We start from the raw sequence: 16,899 nt of genomic DNA on the forward strand, positions 1-16,899 counted from the left end.
TGTTCATCTAGAGACTAGCCTATTAACTAACAAGCGCAACCACATAGGCAGCCAAAACAACATCCAGATAATGAATAGAATAATAACCAATCCTTTGTGGCCGATCATTTTTTCCAGACTGTGCAGCGCATCATACAACTGGTTTCTCGCCCGAATGACTTCCGCGTCTTCCTGCTCATCCATCTCTTCTTCAAAAATTTCCGGCAGTTCCTTGGTCAAGAAACGATATGCTAGAAACAAGCCTACTCCCAGATATACGGCGAAAAGCAGGACCATTATAGTGGATAAATTTAATATATTTATCACTCCTTACCCTTGATTATCGCGGAAGAGAGCAAATCTCCGCTCATCAATTTCGCTCAACAAATCCTGCTATGCGATTGCTGCAAGCGGTGCATTTTCCAAGTATCCATAAACCGTATGGATCACTATGGACCGTATATTCTACGATTTGTACCTTATCGGAACAATGCTCACAATGGATATTATTGATTATGTTCTTTCGTTGCTCCTCCGGCATTGCACTCCAAGTTGACCATGCATCGTCTTCGCAAAAGTTATCGTTTCCGATAAAATAAAACGAGGAATTTTTCCGGAGATAAAAATTAGGCTGTAACATGTATTCCAATGGATAAATATCACCTCGTGCCGAGATCAATCCTTTAACCAAAGCAATCGGACATCTATCTTTCTGATCGAGATGATGATGTCCAAGTTTCTCAGGTTCTTCAAGCTTAACGATTACAAAAGCATCTTCCTGATCGGTCAATTTATAAATGACATTCTCCGGGTTAAACACTATATCTTCATGATCGAATGAGATGAGATGATACTCCTTGTTTTTCCATTCTGTTCGAATTACCTTAAAGGCTTGATTTTTAACAAGATCAATAAATGCTTCAAGAGACAGCCTTAATTCAATCCCCGTAATGTATCCATATTCGTCCATATCGTTTCCGTACTCGGTACTATAACCAACTTTATAATCTTCTTTAAACGTGCGCGCGGCAGTAGTCATTTGATCAAGATAAGAATTTACTTTTGAATCTTCTACATAGGGAATAATTATTTGATCCGGAGATACGTACTCTGTAATTTCGTTTTTTCCTCTTTCATAATCGTCGAAATCGTCTTCCTGTTGTTTCAAATAAATGTATCCCATGTCCGCAGGGGACCCATAAAAACATGTAATTCTCAAACAAATCCTCTCCCTCTACTTCGTTATCTAACGATAATCTTCTCAAGCTGCTCCAAACGCTTCATGCAAGCAATGGCAACATTTGAGCGAATCCTCCAAGCCAATAAAAAGGCTTTAACAATTACTCCGTTCGATATCTCCTCCCGCCAAGCTTCTCCATATCTTCCCCTCCTCTATTTCACCAAATCTTTATCTATAACCCATATATTAGCCTATTAAATTGACACTACGTTGTCATAGAACGCACGTTTGCCAATATTTTTCTGGGAGGAGCCCTACAGAACAAACGTTCCATGACAAATAGTTGTCATCTCGATATGCTACGCTTGGGGCAGGTCAATAGATGAAAGGAGTGCCGCCGCGATGTATTATATCGTTTTTGATCTTGAATTTTCCGTTCTTCGTAACAGGCAGTACAATGCCGACATTCTGGAAATAGGCGCGATCAAGCTTCTTGAAGAAGACGGACAGCTCGCCATGATCGATTTGTTTCACACTCATGTGCGACCATCTCAGCATCGGACGATCACGCCTCTTACGACGCAATTTACCGGGATCACTCAGGAACAGGTGGACAACGCCCCCTCGTTTCATGAAGCCGCATCGGCTTTTAAGGAATGGCTCGGGGAAGATACATATTATTTATGCTCATGGGGACCGGACGATAAATACCAGCTTGTCCGACATTGCAGAGAACATAACCTGGGGCTCGACTGGATCTGTAATTACAATGATATTCAATTAATGTATACGCGGCTGCAAGGAGGCGATTACGGCCAGAGATGGGGGCTGAAGAAAGCTCTGAAAGCGGCGCATTTACCTTTTTTCGGCAATCATCACAATGCTTTGGACGATGCTTTCAATACCGCGAAGCTGTTTAAATTAATTTTTGCTAAACTGATCTTCGAGAAAAACAACGCCGCCTATGAATCTGCCTATACGACGTCTCTCGTCTACTCCACCGGCAATGAGAAGTTCACTCCATTCAGCGGGCTTGCCGCGTTACTGGAGCAGGCTATGTGATTGTGCGAAAGAAGCGCTAAGCAAGCAGCGCTTCTTTCCGTTAGATAAACGATAGCGAATGATTAGCCTGTAAAATCCCAGCCACAAAACCCAGCAGCTTCTCGTTACCCTCATGCACCGACAAAGAGATGGAGCCTACGCCGCAGTTAGGCCTTCCGCCATGACTGGGATAAAACTCCGAAATCTGAACCTGTTCCGCAGGATAAAGGGCAATGGCGGCCATCGTTCCTTGAATGGCATCCTTATAGGCGTGCATCTTTTTCAGATCTTCGGCTAGAAATCCTTTCTCTTCCAAATCCTTATACTTCGCGTCAAAATGATACCACGCATCGTCCCAGTACAAGCTGATATCGGGGCGCAGCTGCACGGCATACGATTCCGGCCGATCGAACGTGCGATTGTACCAAAGCTCGCCTTGTTTGCCGTCAAAGGTGAACGTCAGGTGAAATCCTTCCGCCATGTATCGTCCCCATACCTTGTCACCGGAGAAGGAATCATTCGATCTCTTGCAGCCTGTCACCTGCTCGATAGCGCGCAAAACCTGGAAATAACACCAATACTCGAACATCTTGGAGATGTCCCGAGTTTCCAATAATCTGTTAAAATCAGTGGAAGAGAGCGGATAGCGGGCCCCCTGCATGAATTCCTGATAAAACGAAAACCATTGCCGATACCCCCTCCTCCTCTGCAGTACGGTGCTGTTTTGAGGGATGTTGTACGCAATCTGAGTTTCCTTCAGCCAAGGGGTTTCGAACGCCGTCTGAAGCCACCTGCGAAGCTCTTCGTTTTCTTTTTGCAGGTCATCCAGCCGGTGAACCGGACGGCGGTTCATTTTCAGACGTAGCTCCCGATTCATCCACTCGGTCAGCTCCCACAATTCCTTGAGAAACATATGTATAAACCGATTCTCTTTCGTATCGAAGGTAAGATATTTCTTAACAACGTGAACTTCCTTCGGAAACCACGTCGTCCCTTGATCACGCCGGTTCCTGTTAAGATTTTGGAACAGCGCCGTATGTTCGAATGAATGAGGAGAAGACAGCTTTTCCAGGTTTCCGGATCTGGTCATCGCCGCCCATGAAGAACTGCCAAGCGTTTTGGTTTTCCATACAGGCAGAGCTTCATATTCCGCCAGCATCGCTTGATGGGGCTCTCTGGCGATCCACTCCCATGCGCTGACGGCTTCTTGTTCATAGAGGATGCGATCTCTTGCCAGCGTCCATTGCTGGTATCGGATCGTCTCCGCTTGATGCGTATTCTCCGCATGCTGCTTCACGGGCGGGAAAGCACTGAACGGAAGCGTGGAAAACTCCTCGCTTACCGCTCTCCATAGCTGCTGTACATACTCTTCATCCCACTTGGTCGATTTTACGGAGAACGATTGCCCCAGAAGATGCAGTGTGCCGACATAATTTTTTACGTTTAATGCATACAAACGGCCGTGCAAATGCTTTAGAATACTCGAATAATTGCGCAAAATAAATTCCGACGGGATGTCATTCTCTCCGCTTGCTTCGAGGATGTAGGCCGTTTGTTCATATAAGACGGGCTCATGCAGTTTTTTTCCGTTTAAGAATATGTTCATCTCGATACTCCATGTCATCTACTGGATGAAACTGCAATATCCGGTGCGATTCAGCTGCCTGTACATCCGTTGTATCTTTCTCATCGTTCTTGGATAAAGTCCGTCAAGGTCCGAAGACTCAAGCGTGCTTCCTTCGGCCGGCTCGGTCCACGCGAACAAATCGATTAAAACCTGCTCCATCTGCGCCCTATTGCCATGCAGCTTGGGCAGCACCTTCTGCAGCACTCCGATATCCAGTACATCCGCCTCATCCAGAAGCTCTTCCGAACAAGCGTTTTGTATAAAATAAAACAGCTCGTCCACAACCCGGTAACCGAACGAGATGCCGTTTTGCAGCAAAAGATGATGAAGCTGCTGGGCAGCATCAAACAGTTCCTCCAGCCATTGTTTATTTTCCGGCAGAAGATACGATTTGTTATATAAACCCAAGTGATACCGCGAATCCGCCGTAAACCATGCTACCTCTTCAGGACTGGCGGTCGTCGTCCGACGGCTTGACGATGAGCCTCTGCCCATGTTGATGTAGCCGTCCAGATCCATTTCGTTGCACTCGATCACATGGGCGCGATCCAGCACCTTCGGGCTGAACATGTAAGTCGTCTCGTCCACGTTGACCGTCCCGATGATGTACAGGTTATCCGGAATTTCCATTCGATTCGGCACCTGGTAAATCGTTCCGTCATCGTCGGTAATAATAATCTCTTCCTGCCATTCTTCGTGCAGCGGGATTTTTTCCTGCAGCAGTTCTCCGCTAGCGGATATACGTCTGCTCTCCATGCAGCTTAAGAAATCGGCAAAATAATATTCCACCTTGGACAGATTCATCTCATCCAAAATGAGCAAGAACGGCAGCCCCGGATGCTGCTTCGCCCGCAGCAGAAGCTTTAAAAACTCCGTCGACTGGTACGTTTGCAGTACAGGGTTATAAAACCCGAGCAGCCCGGTATGATCCAACCAATCGGGCCTTACCGACATGAAAGCAACCTGGGAGACGGCGGTTCCTTCCGTTTCAGGCGCCTCTTTGTAGAAACGGATGCTTTCCCCGGCCCCTTCCACGGAAATAAACAACGAATCTCCGGGGACGAAGTTATTTCTAAGCCATGTCATGAACGTTTTACGAAAACCGAGCCTAAGATGGCCTTGCGTCTCCCTCTTCATCAGCGCATATTCCGATTGATCGGCAAACTTGAGCTGGATCTCCACCCCTTGATCCAAGCCGTCCAGACTCAAATGCTCGGCGAGCCGAACCGGCACGATCATTCGTTGATATGTAAAATTGTAAGGATACAGGATATAAGTAAACAGGTTGTCCGCCGGGGCCGACCTGCGAGTCGATGCGGAAATAAACTCGGCGAACAACTGCGCGATTTTCGTTTTGCCCGTGCCCGAAATCCCGGATAAAATCAGAAATGGTTTGCTTTTTAAAGACATCACAAACCGGGTCAGCATTTCCTTGTCGAAGTAAAAGCCGCGGCTTCTTACAAAATCATAAAAATGATCCAGAAATGCTTGGCCCGATCCGCTTGCTTCTCCATATCCCATGCCCATTTCCGCCTCCTCATCGGCATCTTCCATGCTTTCCAGCTCCGTCAGTCCCGGAATTTCGAGGGAGGAGTTCAAGCGGTAATGTGCTTTTACCAGCGTAACTATAAGCATATTGGTGACGAAGGCATCCGTCCCATCGACAAACCCTTCAGCTTCGACATCCCATATGCCGATTTCGACCATCCGGTTGTCCGTATCCATCCCCAAGGCTCGCAGCGTCGATAGCGCATGTTGCTTTCTTTGTTCATTCCCCCCATCCCTGGCTGCGAAAACGACCGTCGATTTAACGGGAATATGGGTGTGCCGCAGCCGGTGCTCGGTCAGCACTTTGTGCAAACCTACCTCATGATGTACGCTGTTATCGATAAAACCATTCATATAATACGAGATCCCGTCCGACAGCCCATTATGACCCCACGGCCCAAGACGCAAGGAGAAATAGTGACTGTATTCCGTCTGATCCGTATCGTGATAGGTTAGAAGAAAATTTAGCCACAGATTTCCTTCCTCATCTTCGAATTTCTCTTCGAAATCAACCTCAATCGCCGTTGAGCCAATTTGCAGGGTAACATGTTCGTAATTTTCTTCATATATCGCATTGTATATCGCTTGAGCGACTTCGTAATCGATGATCATGATGCCGGCTATCCTCCTTTTTACCACTTCGCCCGATAGATCGGCTTATTTTCGAGACCTCGAATCAGAGGGGTCCAGCTTTCCGTTTCAGGGAGAGCATCCAGAGCGTCCTCCACCATTTGCAGCTTGGCATCGAGCGCATCGATATGATGAAGCGCAACCGCCTCCGCCGTCTGAGGCTGTACCGGGCTTCCCCATTCTCCCAGATTGTGATGGGACAAAACGAGATGCTGCAATGCCGTTACCCGCTCCGATTGCAGATTGATCCCGCTCACAAGGGCAGCCTCCGTGATCCAATTGGAAGCCATCGCAATATGGCCGATCAGCTTTCCCTGCACACTATAGTCGGATACGATGCCTAATTGGGCTATCATCTCCTCCGGTTTGGCGATATCGTGGAGAGTGATCCCCGCCCTTAGCAGGTCCGCATTGAGGAACGGCCGCTGCTTGCAAATGAAGTCCGCAATTTCCAGCATCCGCACCATATGATAGGCAAGGCCCGCACAATAAGCATGATGATGGGTTTTAGCAGCGGGATAATGCAGCAGCTTCTCTTCCACCTTATTGACGCAAAACGAAACGATGATCTTGATCTGCGTATCCTGGATGCTCTCCACAGCCTGTTTGATCGTATATACGAGGTCAATGGGACGAATCGGCGCCGTACGGACAAAGTCCGTTAACGATACGCCGTCCTCCGCCGCGGCTTTTCGCATGCGTATCACTTTCACCTGCGGCTTGTCCCGGTACGTTTGAACGATTCCTTGAACCTTCACCAAGTCCATAGGAAAAAAGGTTTCCTTATCGGTTGGGCTTACGTCCCAAAGCTTTGCCGGAAGCTGGCCGCTGGCATCGCAGAGGACAATGTCCATGTAATCTTTGGGCGGAGTTGCGTTGGTTTGTTTGATCTCCAGTTCCTTAAGCAAGTAAAAGCCGATAAATTCGTCTTGGATGGCTAGATTTTTTAATAAGCTCATGTGGTTTCCCCCCTGTGGTGATAAGTATATTATACACCGGGTGGCTGACTTGGGGGCGTCAGCGAACGGGTGTTCGCAATTGGCAGTGAATAAATCGAGTAGGCCCATGAATGAATTCATGGGCCTCTCACAGAACCGGACGTGCGGGTCATCGCATCCGGCTCCTCCGCGCTTATCCCCGCTGGGGATGATGTTCATTATAGATGTCTACGAGAAAAACGAGACCTCTTTCTCTGAACCAATCGTTTGGCATTGCAACACTGGCTGGCTTGGATAGCGAGCTTCTCCATGCGAACATACGCATCTTGGGAAGCTCTCCCCTCCACTTATTCTTTCTTAGTGCCCTGTAGAAGTTCTTCGGCTTTTTCCAGCTCCGCAACTGTACCATCCGGAGCCTTCTCCTTATCCATGCATCGTACTCTCTCATCAGACTTCCTACGTTGCCCCAGCCAAAATAGCTACCCCATCCACGTAAATATGGATTCAACTTCTTTCGGATCAGCTGTTCCACATTCACCGTTTGGTTCCGCCGCGTAATTGCTTTCACGCGTTCTTTAAATTTCTGTTTGGCTTTCGAGGATGGAGTAACCCAAAATCCCGGTTTAAACTCATGACCTAGGAACATAAAGGACTGTTCCAAGTTGTTCACGATCTTGGTTTTCTCCGGGTGTACTTTGAGCCCAAGCTCTTGTTCCAGTAGACGAATAACACCTTGGAGTACCCTCTCTGCCCCCTTTTGGGATTTGCAGCAGATCACAAAATCATCGGCGTACCGTGTTATACGGTGCTTCCGTTCAGTCATGAGCTTATCCAGCGGGTTTAGGTAGATATTCGCCAAAAGCGGACTAATAACCCCACCCTGTGGACTTCCTTGCTCGTTCAGGTGAAAACTTCCGTTCTCCATGACTCCGGACTTTAAGAAGCTTTCTATGAGCTTTAGGACACTACCATCCACCACTTCTTCCTTGACGGCCTTAAGCAACTTGTCATGTGGAATGAGATCGAAATACGATTTCAGGTCGGCGTCGATCACATAAACGTATCCATCCATGAGATCTTTCCGAATGTTCTCCAGCGCCATGTGTGCACTGCGTCCCGGGCGAAACCCAAAACTACACTCCATAAATGTCGCCTCGTAAATCGGTTCGAGGATTCGGCGGGTCGCCGCCTGTACTACGCGATCGCGAATTGCGGGTATCCCGAGCGGCCTTTGACCCCCATTTTCCTTGGAAATGTACATGCGCCTGACCGGCATCGGCTTGTATGCCTTCGCCCGCAGCTCCTGCTGAAGCGTTCTTAAGTTACGCTCCAGTTCACTCTCGAATACCTTTATGGTCACTCCGTCTACTCCCGCTGCTCCCCGGTTGCGCTTGACCTCCCGGAATGCCTCCTCAAGGTTCGGCATCGCCCATATCTTGTCGATGAGGCTGTGCCATCTGCGTTTTCTCGGGACTTCTACTCCCTCACGAAAGCCTACCTCTCCTTTTCCTTCCTTCATGTCTCGTGTTCCTTCCCTTTCAGTTTCCGGACGTATAGCTAATCTTTCAGCCTTTCCGGTTCCCCTTCGGTACTCCGCCCCAGACGGCCTACCCTTTTGTTCAGCCCCGGCTCTTCGCTCTTCTTGGCTCCCCGGCTTCTGTCTGGCACATGACGGCTTCCTAGGTGGTTATGCTTTTCTTCCACGGTTCCGGGCTTCGCACCAAGTCTTTGCCTTTTGGGTCTAAGCTTGCACCGACAACGTTGGTGTCGGTTCACTTGCCATTGCGGCTTTTCCGGCAAGCTTTCTCACTACTATCCCTTCGTATGACTGCTCACCATCCATCATTCTGTCTTAGCCCTATAAGCCTTGAAAAGAGTTTACCGCTATGCGGAAGACGATAAGCCCTCCTTGGGTCACGTCATCGTCTTTCCCCCGAATCCAGTCCTCCTAACTTTCGAAGCCTATGGTGGTATAGGACGTCCCCTTCTCTTGCAGGGTTATCCGGCTTCGCCAGCCAACATGGTTCATGCCGCCTGTTCCGGGTTTTGCCTTCTGATCCTCCGCACCCTCCCTTACGGCCAGAGCACTACCAGTCGGCTATGCGCTTCCGCCACCCCGCGGTGCGCTCGGGACTTTCACCCGTTAGTACGATGCGCTGCCAAGCGCACAAAAGAGGCGGCTTCTCAGCCGCCTTTACTACGCCCCGACAACCTCTGCATTCTTGTTAATGGCATCGATAATACCGATAATCGACCGTGCATCGTCCATATTATGGCTGAATAGTTCCGTGATACTGCCGACCGAACGGAACGGTTCCTCCAGAAGGACGGATTTTTCAATGACTCCATTTTTCACAACATAATCGATGATCAGTTTAACAAATCTCAATTGATTGACATTCAGGCGATTTTCCCCGAGAAACTCCATAAACGCTTCATTTGCAGCCTCCGGATCAAGCCCTACGACTGTTCGCACCAGCTTGGTTATCGGCATGTCCTTATATTCTCGCTCATAATCTTCCTTGGTTCCGAGCTCCGTCCACAAAATATGTTCAAGCATCTGTAGGTCCTGGTTCGTGATCGGCTTGTTATTGCGCAGTTTATAAATGGCGATCTGGTCGTCCTTGTTGGTGTGTAAATAGTGGTTAACCTTTTTGCGGTAATTTTGCAGCTCATTCGTATTGTAAAATCCCCGACCTTCTTCAACGCCGAGCCACTCGTCCTTAAAATCCGTATAATAAATTTGCTGCGTTTCCCGCTCCAGGAACTTGATCAGATCGCGCAAAGCTTCCCGCACCTTCTCCAGTTCGAAAATATCCGCTTCTTCCCAGAACCCGGTGGTCATTACTCTTTCAATGACATTGCGCCTTGCGACTATTTGCGGGACATTTCCCAATTGAGACAGCTTTTCCGCCGTTTCCATCACTTTACCGATCGGCCTGACCGCTTGAGTTCCTTGAAGCTTCGCCAGTTCAATCAACAACATCATATAATCGAATCGTTTAGCCAATTCGTCGCTGCCTAAGGAAACGATGAGCGGAGCGATATGCTCCTTCAAATCTCCCATATCCGTATCGGTTAACGAGCGCCATGCGGCGTCATTTTTGTATTTGTGAACATATTCAATGTGCTGCCTGATGCGAAAATGCTCTTCATTCAGCGCATTCACGCTTTCCTTCAACATTTCCACCAGGTCCGTTCGATGAGCGATGTACTCTTGTTCCTGATAACGCAGCTGTTGGAGTTCGCGGACAATTTGCGTTCTTACGTTAAACAGCTTCTCTGACAGTGTCTGAGCGACTTCTCCGTCTTTTCCTTTCGGATTCGCCCGAAAATATTCGAAATTACGGCAGAAATCAAAGATCAAGAATTCTTTCTTATCCTCGCCGATGCCGTGAAGGTCTTTACATAACCGCGTTCCCCGGCCGACCATTTGCCAGAACTTCGACTTCGAGCGTACTTTTTTGAAAAAGACCAAATTGACTACCTCCGGAATGTCGACTCCGGTATCCAGCATATCTACGGAAACGGCCATTTGCGGCAGCTTGTTCCATATGGAGAAATCGTCAATCAATGATTGGTAGTAATTCGTTTTAATATCAATGACCCGAGCAAAATGGCCTTTCAACGCCGGATACAGAGCATCGAATCGTTCTACTATGGCAACGGCATGGCGGTGATTTTTGGCAAAGACGATCGTCTTCCCCAGCTTGTCTCCGCCTTCGACCTTCAGCCCCCGCTCCATGACAAACTGAAGCACCCGGTCTATCGTGTCCCGGTTAAATAACCATTCATTGATCGCCGCACTGTCGATATCCCGCGGTTCCTCTTCTTCATCCTCCAGCAACACATCTTCAAACTGTTCTTTTTCTTCTTCGGACAGATCATCATAACGAATGCCGTCATCCATAATCTTGGTCGTCGTTTCAACTGTACGATAATCGACCAAATGTCCTTCCTTAACCGCCTGTTCCAGCTCATAAGCGAAGGTCGGAACACCGTTTTCCAGATGGAACACATCGTACGTATTTTTGTCGACCTCGTCCTTGGGGGTCGCCGTAAGGCCCAGAAGGATGGCATCAAAATAATCGAATATCGCCTTATATTTCTTATAGACGCTTCGATGAGATTCATCAATGATGATCAGGTCAAAATGACCGACGGTGAACAGCTTTTTGCCGTCCTTGCGCTTGGCCTCGTCGATCGCATTCATCATGGTCGGATACGTCGAGAACACGATCCTGGCCGTCTCCGGGTTGTCCTTGCTGTCAAGCAGGTTGCACAGTGTCATGTCGGGCAAATGTTGGCTGAAGCTGTTTTTGGCCTGGCGAACCAGCGTGGTGCGATCAGCCAGAAACAACACATTTTTGACCCAGTTATACCGGCTTAACACATCGACGATCGCACTGGCGGTGCGGGTTTTGCCGCTCCCGGTCGCCATTACGAGCAAAGCGGTGCGCTGCCCCTTGTTTAACGCATCGCATACAGAGAGCACTGCCTCATGCTGGTATGGGCGATTCACGATATTGTTGTTGATTTGGACTTCCTGAAGCGGCTTGCGTATCGATCGCCGGTTAATTAGCAGCTGCAGCTCGTCCTGGCTGGCAAAGCCCGATACAATTCGGCTGGGGTATTGTTGATCATCCCAAAAGTTAGTGCGGAATCCGTTCGTATAATAAATCACCGGACGCTGGCCATACCGCTGCTCCAGACAATCGGCGTAGAGCTTCGCCTGTTGTTTGCCTATATTCGGATCGGCGCTTGTTCGCTTCGCTTCTACAACCGCCAGCGGCTTCCCGTTCTCGCCGAACAACACGTAATCCACATACCCGATGCCTTGTTCATTAGGCATTCCCTGCACTTCAAATTCTTCGATCACATTTTTCTGAAACGTCCATCCGGCCAGCTTCAGCTCCAAATCAATATAACGTTTGCGGGTCTCGTATTCGCTGATTTCATCCGGAACAAAATCATATTCCTGCGTATTCTGGGCACGCCGTTCAGTGAGCTGCTTGCGAAGCTCTTCATTTTCCTTGACTAAATCTTCCAGCTTGCGGTCCTTCGACCCCAAGCGGTCGTACAAATCTTGCAGCTCCTGAGGCCTTACTTTCTCCTGCTGCTTGTTTTCTTCCATCAGAAGCTGCTCATCGAAACTTCTGGCCGAATATTCAACCGAATAGCAGTAATCGATCCAACCGACAAAATTATGCAAGTTGCGAAGGGACAGAATCGCTTCGCCGCGGCTGATCGTTGCATTCGAATGCACGGCAACATTGCCCAGCTTCGTAATGTATTTCAGCTGAGGCAGTATAGCCTGATCAATGACGCGAAGAAAAGTCACGTCATGAATCAGGCTCGACAAGTTATCTTGATAAGGGACCTTCAGGTCGCTATCGTATGTAAACAGCCATTTTACCGCAAGCTCCAGGGCCCGCCGGCTGAGAATAGCGCAGGTCGCCGGACTGACGACCAACGCTTTCTCTGCCTCTATGCACGCGTTGGCGAAGCTGGCATAGGTATTATTTTCACTGAGAAAACCGAAGTTCGTTAGCTGCGCGCCGCTCATCTAGACCGGTACACCTTCCTTTGCTGTCAATTCGCCTTTGAAGGCTTTTTGAAGAAGTGCTTGGAAGTTGGTTTCTAGTTGTTGGAGGGATTTCATTTGCTTCCTCTTTTGTTGTTCAACCTGAATAACTATCTTAGAGAACTTCTCTTGTAAGCCAAAGTCAGGATTTATTATTTCAAAACTTAACAGCTTACTTTTGGATATATTGGGCATCGACCCAGCAGTACCACCAGCTAATTTTTGTATTTGTTTTTTGTAATTGGGATTGTTAAACAAATGCCACAAAAATAACTTATTTATCTTACTATCTTCCTTAAGAATAAATCGGAAGATAGTATCGGGCAACATTAATTTCGGAGGTGTGTCAAAAACATAAGCACATGTTCCAACAAGCTCAAGAGTATTTTTTCTAACAAATAATAAATCATCTTTCTTTACTTCTAAACCAGATCTTGGGGTAGTATCTTCTGTTATAGCTTTATTCTCAGTTGCAATGTACGACCCCGATGTGATTGCGCTTAATTTCAAAACTCCCCATTCATCTCCGTGGGCTTGGTTAGTTTTACAAACGGGGCTCCATCCACTCTCAATATTTATAATGTGATGGCTTAATTTAACTTTTTGCCAGTCACGGTCGTTTACAACTGGATCACCGAAAATATCCAAGAATACGGCATGGACAAATTCATCAAGTTTGTCTATTACTTCTTTCCGATTATCAATTAATGATTCGGCTTTTTTTAAAATTGTAGAAATTTTTCTTTGCTGATCTTTGTTTGGTAAAGCAATCTCAATCTCACTTATATCGGAGGTTCTAATACTTGGATAAGACTCATCGACAATTAACTTACTTACGTTGAACCACCTTAAAAAATAACTGATGTAACTTGGATCAGCTAAAGATTCATTAACCTCAATAGTAGCTAAGTGATTAACAACATATACATCAGATGAACATTGATATACTCGATTTTTTAAACAGCTCATTCCACTTTTGGCAAGGAGTAGGGTTCCTTTTCTTGTGAGTTTCAATTTAAGAAATATAGCATGCTTCTCGTTTATTTTAGGAATATCATTAATATCCTTTCCTGCAAGCAAATCATCGAGGTGGCTAACTCGAATAAATGGGTATCCTTCATTATCAAAGTATTCTTGTTTTGGGGCAGTTGACCCAGCAGAAATCAGCGCAATTTCCTTTAATTTGACTCTGTTGATGCTCACCCCAACAACGCCTCCAGTTCCTCTAGCCCCTGAACGATCTCTTCCTCCAATTGCTTGATCGAAGCGAGAATCTCCCTAGGATCCTCAAACTGAACTTCCTCGTATTCAGTTTCCTTATACCGATTGATACTTAAATCGTAAGCATTGTTACGAATATCCTCTACTGGCACCAGGAAAGATTGCTCCGTACGTTTGCGCTCCTTCTCTGCATCCAAACTCTTAAATCGTTCAATGATGTCGGGTATATCGTTAGCCTCAATCGGATTCCGCTTATCATCAAGCGAATAACCGTCTGCTTTCATATCATAGAACCAGACGTGATCCGTTCCGCCGGCGCCTGTTTTCGTGAAAATCATGATAGCCGTCGACACCCCGGCATATGGCTTGAACACTCCGCTCGGCATCGAAATAATGGCTTCCAGCTTGTGGTTATCCACAATCTCCTTGCGAATGTCTTTATGCGCCGTGCTGTTGCCGAATAACACACCATCTGGCACGATAGAAGCGCAGCGCCCCCCCACCTTCAGCATCCGCAGAAACAAAGCAAGGAACAGCAGCTCCGTTTTCTTCGTACGAGTCACCCGCAGCAGATCGGCCGCCACCGCATCCGCATCAAGAGATCCTTTAAACGGCGGATTGGCTAAAATGAGCGTATATTTATCTTTGTCCGTATTATTTTCGTTCAAGGAGTCGCGGTACTCAATATTTGGATTGTCGACGCCGTGGAGCATCATGTTCATCGCACCGATGCGCAGCATCGTGCGGTCCATATCAAAGCCGTGGAACATATCGTTGTTAAAATGCTCCCTTAATCCCTGCACAAGAAACAGATCGGCATGATGCTTACGCAAATATTCACCCGCGGCGACTAGAAAACCCGCCGAACCCGCGGCCGGATCGCAGATGATATCCTCCGGCTTAGGCCTCATCAAAGCGACCATCATCTCGATAATATGTCTTGGCGTACGGAACTGCCCGTTCGTTCCAGCCTGAGCAATCTTCGACAACAAATACTCGTACAAGTCGCCCTTAGCATCTCTTTCCTTCATGTCAAGGGTATCGATTCCTTCTATAATGCGTACAAGCATATTCGGCGTCGGAATCATAAAAATCGCGTCGCCCATATATTTGGCATATGCCGATTCCTTATCCGAATGAAGCGACTTAATAAATGGAAATACTTCATTCGCTACAACGTCATACATTCGCTGCGGGTCAAAATTTTTAAATTGATGCCAACGCAAATGCTGCTTATCACTTGGAAAAATACCGGTAAATGGCATAGACAACAGCATCAATTCGTTTTCCTTGCGTGTCTCCGCATCATCTAAACCTTTAATAAATAACTCAACTTTCGCACCTTGAAAATCTAACCTAAGCCAGATGTGGTGCGGGTTGCGGACGATTAATTCTTTGAGTTGACAGAAAAAACACCTTTCGTTTGGTAAAATGGAAATTGTCCAGATCCCCATTCCAAACAGAAAGGTGCGTATCTTCATGGTACACCAGAACGCTCTGTCTGAAAAGAGTTTGCATCGAATTACATCGTTGTTTGTTACTTTAAAAATCGGCCACTTGCTGCGCCAGGCCGGCATTCGCAAGTCGTTCGGTATGCCAGCGCTGGAAGTTTTTCAGCTTCTGTTCACGCTTGTTTTCCAACAGCGTAATTGGTATCGCCTGTTAGAGAGTGAGCGCTCCTCGGTGCCCGGCAAGGACGTCATCTATCGTTTTCTTAACCATTCCGGCTTTGCGTGGCGTAAATTCCTTCATAGCCTAAGTCTCTTGGTTGTTCGGCGCTTCGAATCTCTCATTTCAAGTTCTCGTACTCGCGTGTTTATCGTAGACGATTCTGTTTTGAAGCGAAATCGAAGCAAGAAAGCAGAACTGTTGGCTCGCGTTCATGATCATACGACAGGTCGATTCGTCCGCGGTTACAATATGCTCACGCTGGGTTGGTCGGATGGCTTCAGTTTTGCTCCCATCGATTTTGTCATGCTCAGTTCCGCTAAGATCACCAACCGTTTTTGTGAAATAAAAGATAACTTGTCGAAGCGGACTCAAGGATATAAGCGTCGCTTGGAAGCATTCACCCGTAAGCCAGATGCGGTCGTAGAATTACTCAAACGTGCGATTCGGGCTGGTTTTGCTGCTGATTTTGTGCTCATGGATAGCTGGTTTACGCAAGCGCCACTTTTGCGAAGCCTTATGTCGGAAGGGCTTCACGTCATCGGGATGATCAAGGACATGAAGCAGCGCTATGTCTTGGGTGAAGACCTCGTCACGTTGAAGGAGCTTTACCAAAGGCTGCCGCGATCGACCAAAATAGATGTACTCGGCTCGTTTCTTGTTCAAACAGCTTGTGGACTGCCAATTCGACTCGTATTTGTGCAAAACCGTAACTGTCGTAGGGAATGGCTTGTTATCTTGAGCACCGATACCGAACTGAGCGACACGGAAATCGTGAGGATTTACGGAATGCGGTGGAGCATAGAAACCTTCTTTAAATTCACTAAATCCCATTTGAAGCTTGGGACGGAGTTCCAAGGCAGATCGTTCGATTCGCTGATTTGCCATACGACGATTGTGTTCAGTCGTTACTTGTTATTAGAATGGGAACGTCGTGCGAATCAGGATGCTCGTTCACTTGGAGGTCTCTTCTTCCTATTTGCAGACGAAGTTCGGGAACTTGACTTCAAATCGGCGCTACAACAAATCGTGGTGTTCTTCTTGGAGTTGACCAAAACCAAGACGAAAAGGGAGAGGTCTGCACTTATTTGTCAAGTCCAACAATGGATTGCTGGTTTGCCCAACTATATCAAGGGTTTACTGACTGATCTTAGCTGCGAAAGTTGAGTAAATAACAAATATGTAAACTGTTCGATTACGCTTAACGGGTTGGTTATGCCGCCGGTCCAAAATGTCTCCCATATCCGATCTACTTTTTGTCTTAACTCGCCTGTAATCATGATAATCTCCTTTTGCAACTAATTTGTAGATACTTCCGCCGATCCGACTTCTATATAAAGTTAACATACCCATATGTCGCAGTGATGTCAGAAAACATTTGTTCCCATCACTATAACACATAGTTTCTTAGTATCTTGGTATTATAATTCGACACAAAATCTCATATTTCCTCTTGTCGAACCGCTTCCGAATTCCCCCAGAC

The 16,899-nt window shown here is 47.1% G+C and carries 11 protein-coding genes; 2 read left to right on the plus strand and 9 right to left on the minus strand.

What is annotated here, in order from left to right; genetic code table 11:
- Positions 1-3: 3 nt before the first annotated feature.
- Together MYS68_RS26030 and MYS68_RS26035 are read right to left on the minus strand one after the other, a co-directional pair.
- The gene (locus tag MYS68_RS26030) at positions 4-219 is read right to left on the minus strand and encodes a hypothetical protein (protein WP_248928640.1); all 216 of its coding nucleotides are present in this window, start codon (positions 217-219) and stop codon (positions 4-6) included.
- A 130-nt stretch (positions 220-349) separates the two neighbouring features.
- Positions 350-1,147 carry a hypothetical protein gene (locus tag MYS68_RS26035; protein WP_248928641.1) on the minus strand — a complete coding sequence of 266 codons (798 nt, stop codon included), beginning with the start codon at positions 1,145-1,147 and terminating at the stop codon, positions 350-352.
- A gap of 414 nt (positions 1,148-1,561) precedes the next feature.
- Here MYS68_RS26035 and MYS68_RS26040 point away from each other — a divergent pair, with 414 nt between their 5' ends.
- Entirely contained in the window at positions 1,562-2,221 is a 660-nt protein-coding gene (locus MYS68_RS26040) for a 3'-5' exonuclease (protein ID WP_248928642.1), read from the plus strand.
- 40 nt (positions 2,222-2,261) lie between these two features.
- On the opposite strand, the gene MYS68_RS26045 is transcribed toward MYS68_RS26040, so the two are convergent.
- The 7 genes from MYS68_RS26045 to MYS68_RS26075 form a co-directional block, all read right to left on the minus strand.
- On the minus strand, positions 2,262-3,806 hold the full coding sequence (locus MYS68_RS26045; protein ID WP_248928643.1) for a DUF2357 domain-containing protein: 1,545 nt from the start codon (positions 3,804-3,806) through the stop codon (positions 2,262-2,264).
- An 18-nt stretch (positions 3,807-3,824) separates the two neighbouring features.
- The gene (locus tag MYS68_RS26050) at positions 3,825-5,987 is read right to left on the minus strand and encodes an McrB family protein (protein ID WP_248928644.1); all 2,163 of its coding nucleotides are present in this window, start codon (positions 5,985-5,987) and stop codon (positions 3,825-3,827) included.
- Between the two features lie 20 nt (positions 5,988-6,007).
- Entirely contained in the window at positions 6,008-6,964 is a 957-nt protein-coding gene (locus tag MYS68_RS26055; RefSeq protein ID WP_248928645.1) for a 3'-5' exoribonuclease YhaM family protein, read from the minus strand.
- A 172-nt stretch (positions 6,965-7,136) separates the two neighbouring features.
- Positions 7,137-8,462, minus strand: coding sequence for a group II intron reverse transcriptase/maturase (gene ltrA, locus MYS68_RS26060; RefSeq protein WP_248924450.1), 1,326 nt, complete (start codon positions 8,460-8,462; stop codon positions 7,137-7,139).
- Positions 8,463-9,140: 678 nt separating this feature from the next.
- Positions 9,141-12,509 carry a DEAD/DEAH box helicase family protein gene (locus MYS68_RS26065; protein WP_248928646.1) on the minus strand — a complete coding sequence of 1,123 codons (3,369 nt, stop codon included), beginning with the start codon at positions 12,507-12,509 and terminating at the stop codon, positions 9,141-9,143.
- The gene (locus MYS68_RS38940) at positions 12,510-13,730 is read right to left on the minus strand and encodes a restriction endonuclease subunit S (protein ID WP_248928647.1); all 1,221 of its coding nucleotides are present in this window, start codon (positions 13,728-13,730) and stop codon (positions 12,510-12,512) included.
- On the minus strand, positions 13,727-15,229 hold the full coding sequence (locus MYS68_RS26075; protein ID WP_248928648.1) for a class I SAM-dependent DNA methyltransferase: 1,503 nt from the start codon (positions 15,227-15,229) through the stop codon (positions 13,727-13,729). The genes MYS68_RS38940 and MYS68_RS26075 overlap by 4 nt, the downstream gene beginning before the upstream one ends.
- On the opposite strand from MYS68_RS26075, the gene MYS68_RS26080 reads away from it, so the two are divergent.
- The gene (locus tag MYS68_RS26080) at positions 15,228-16,583 is read left to right on the plus strand and encodes an IS4 family transposase (RefSeq protein WP_248928649.1); all 1,356 of its coding nucleotides are present in this window, start codon (positions 15,228-15,230) and stop codon (positions 16,581-16,583) included. The two genes, MYS68_RS26075 and MYS68_RS26080, sit on opposite strands and share 2 nt — an antisense overlap.
- Positions 16,584-16,899 lie beyond the last annotated feature (316 nt).

This window comes from Paenibacillus hamazuiensis (assembly GCF_023276405.1).
Classification (GTDB): Bacteria; Bacillota; Bacilli; order Paenibacillales; family NBRC-103111; genus Paenibacillus_AF; species Paenibacillus_AF hamazuiensis.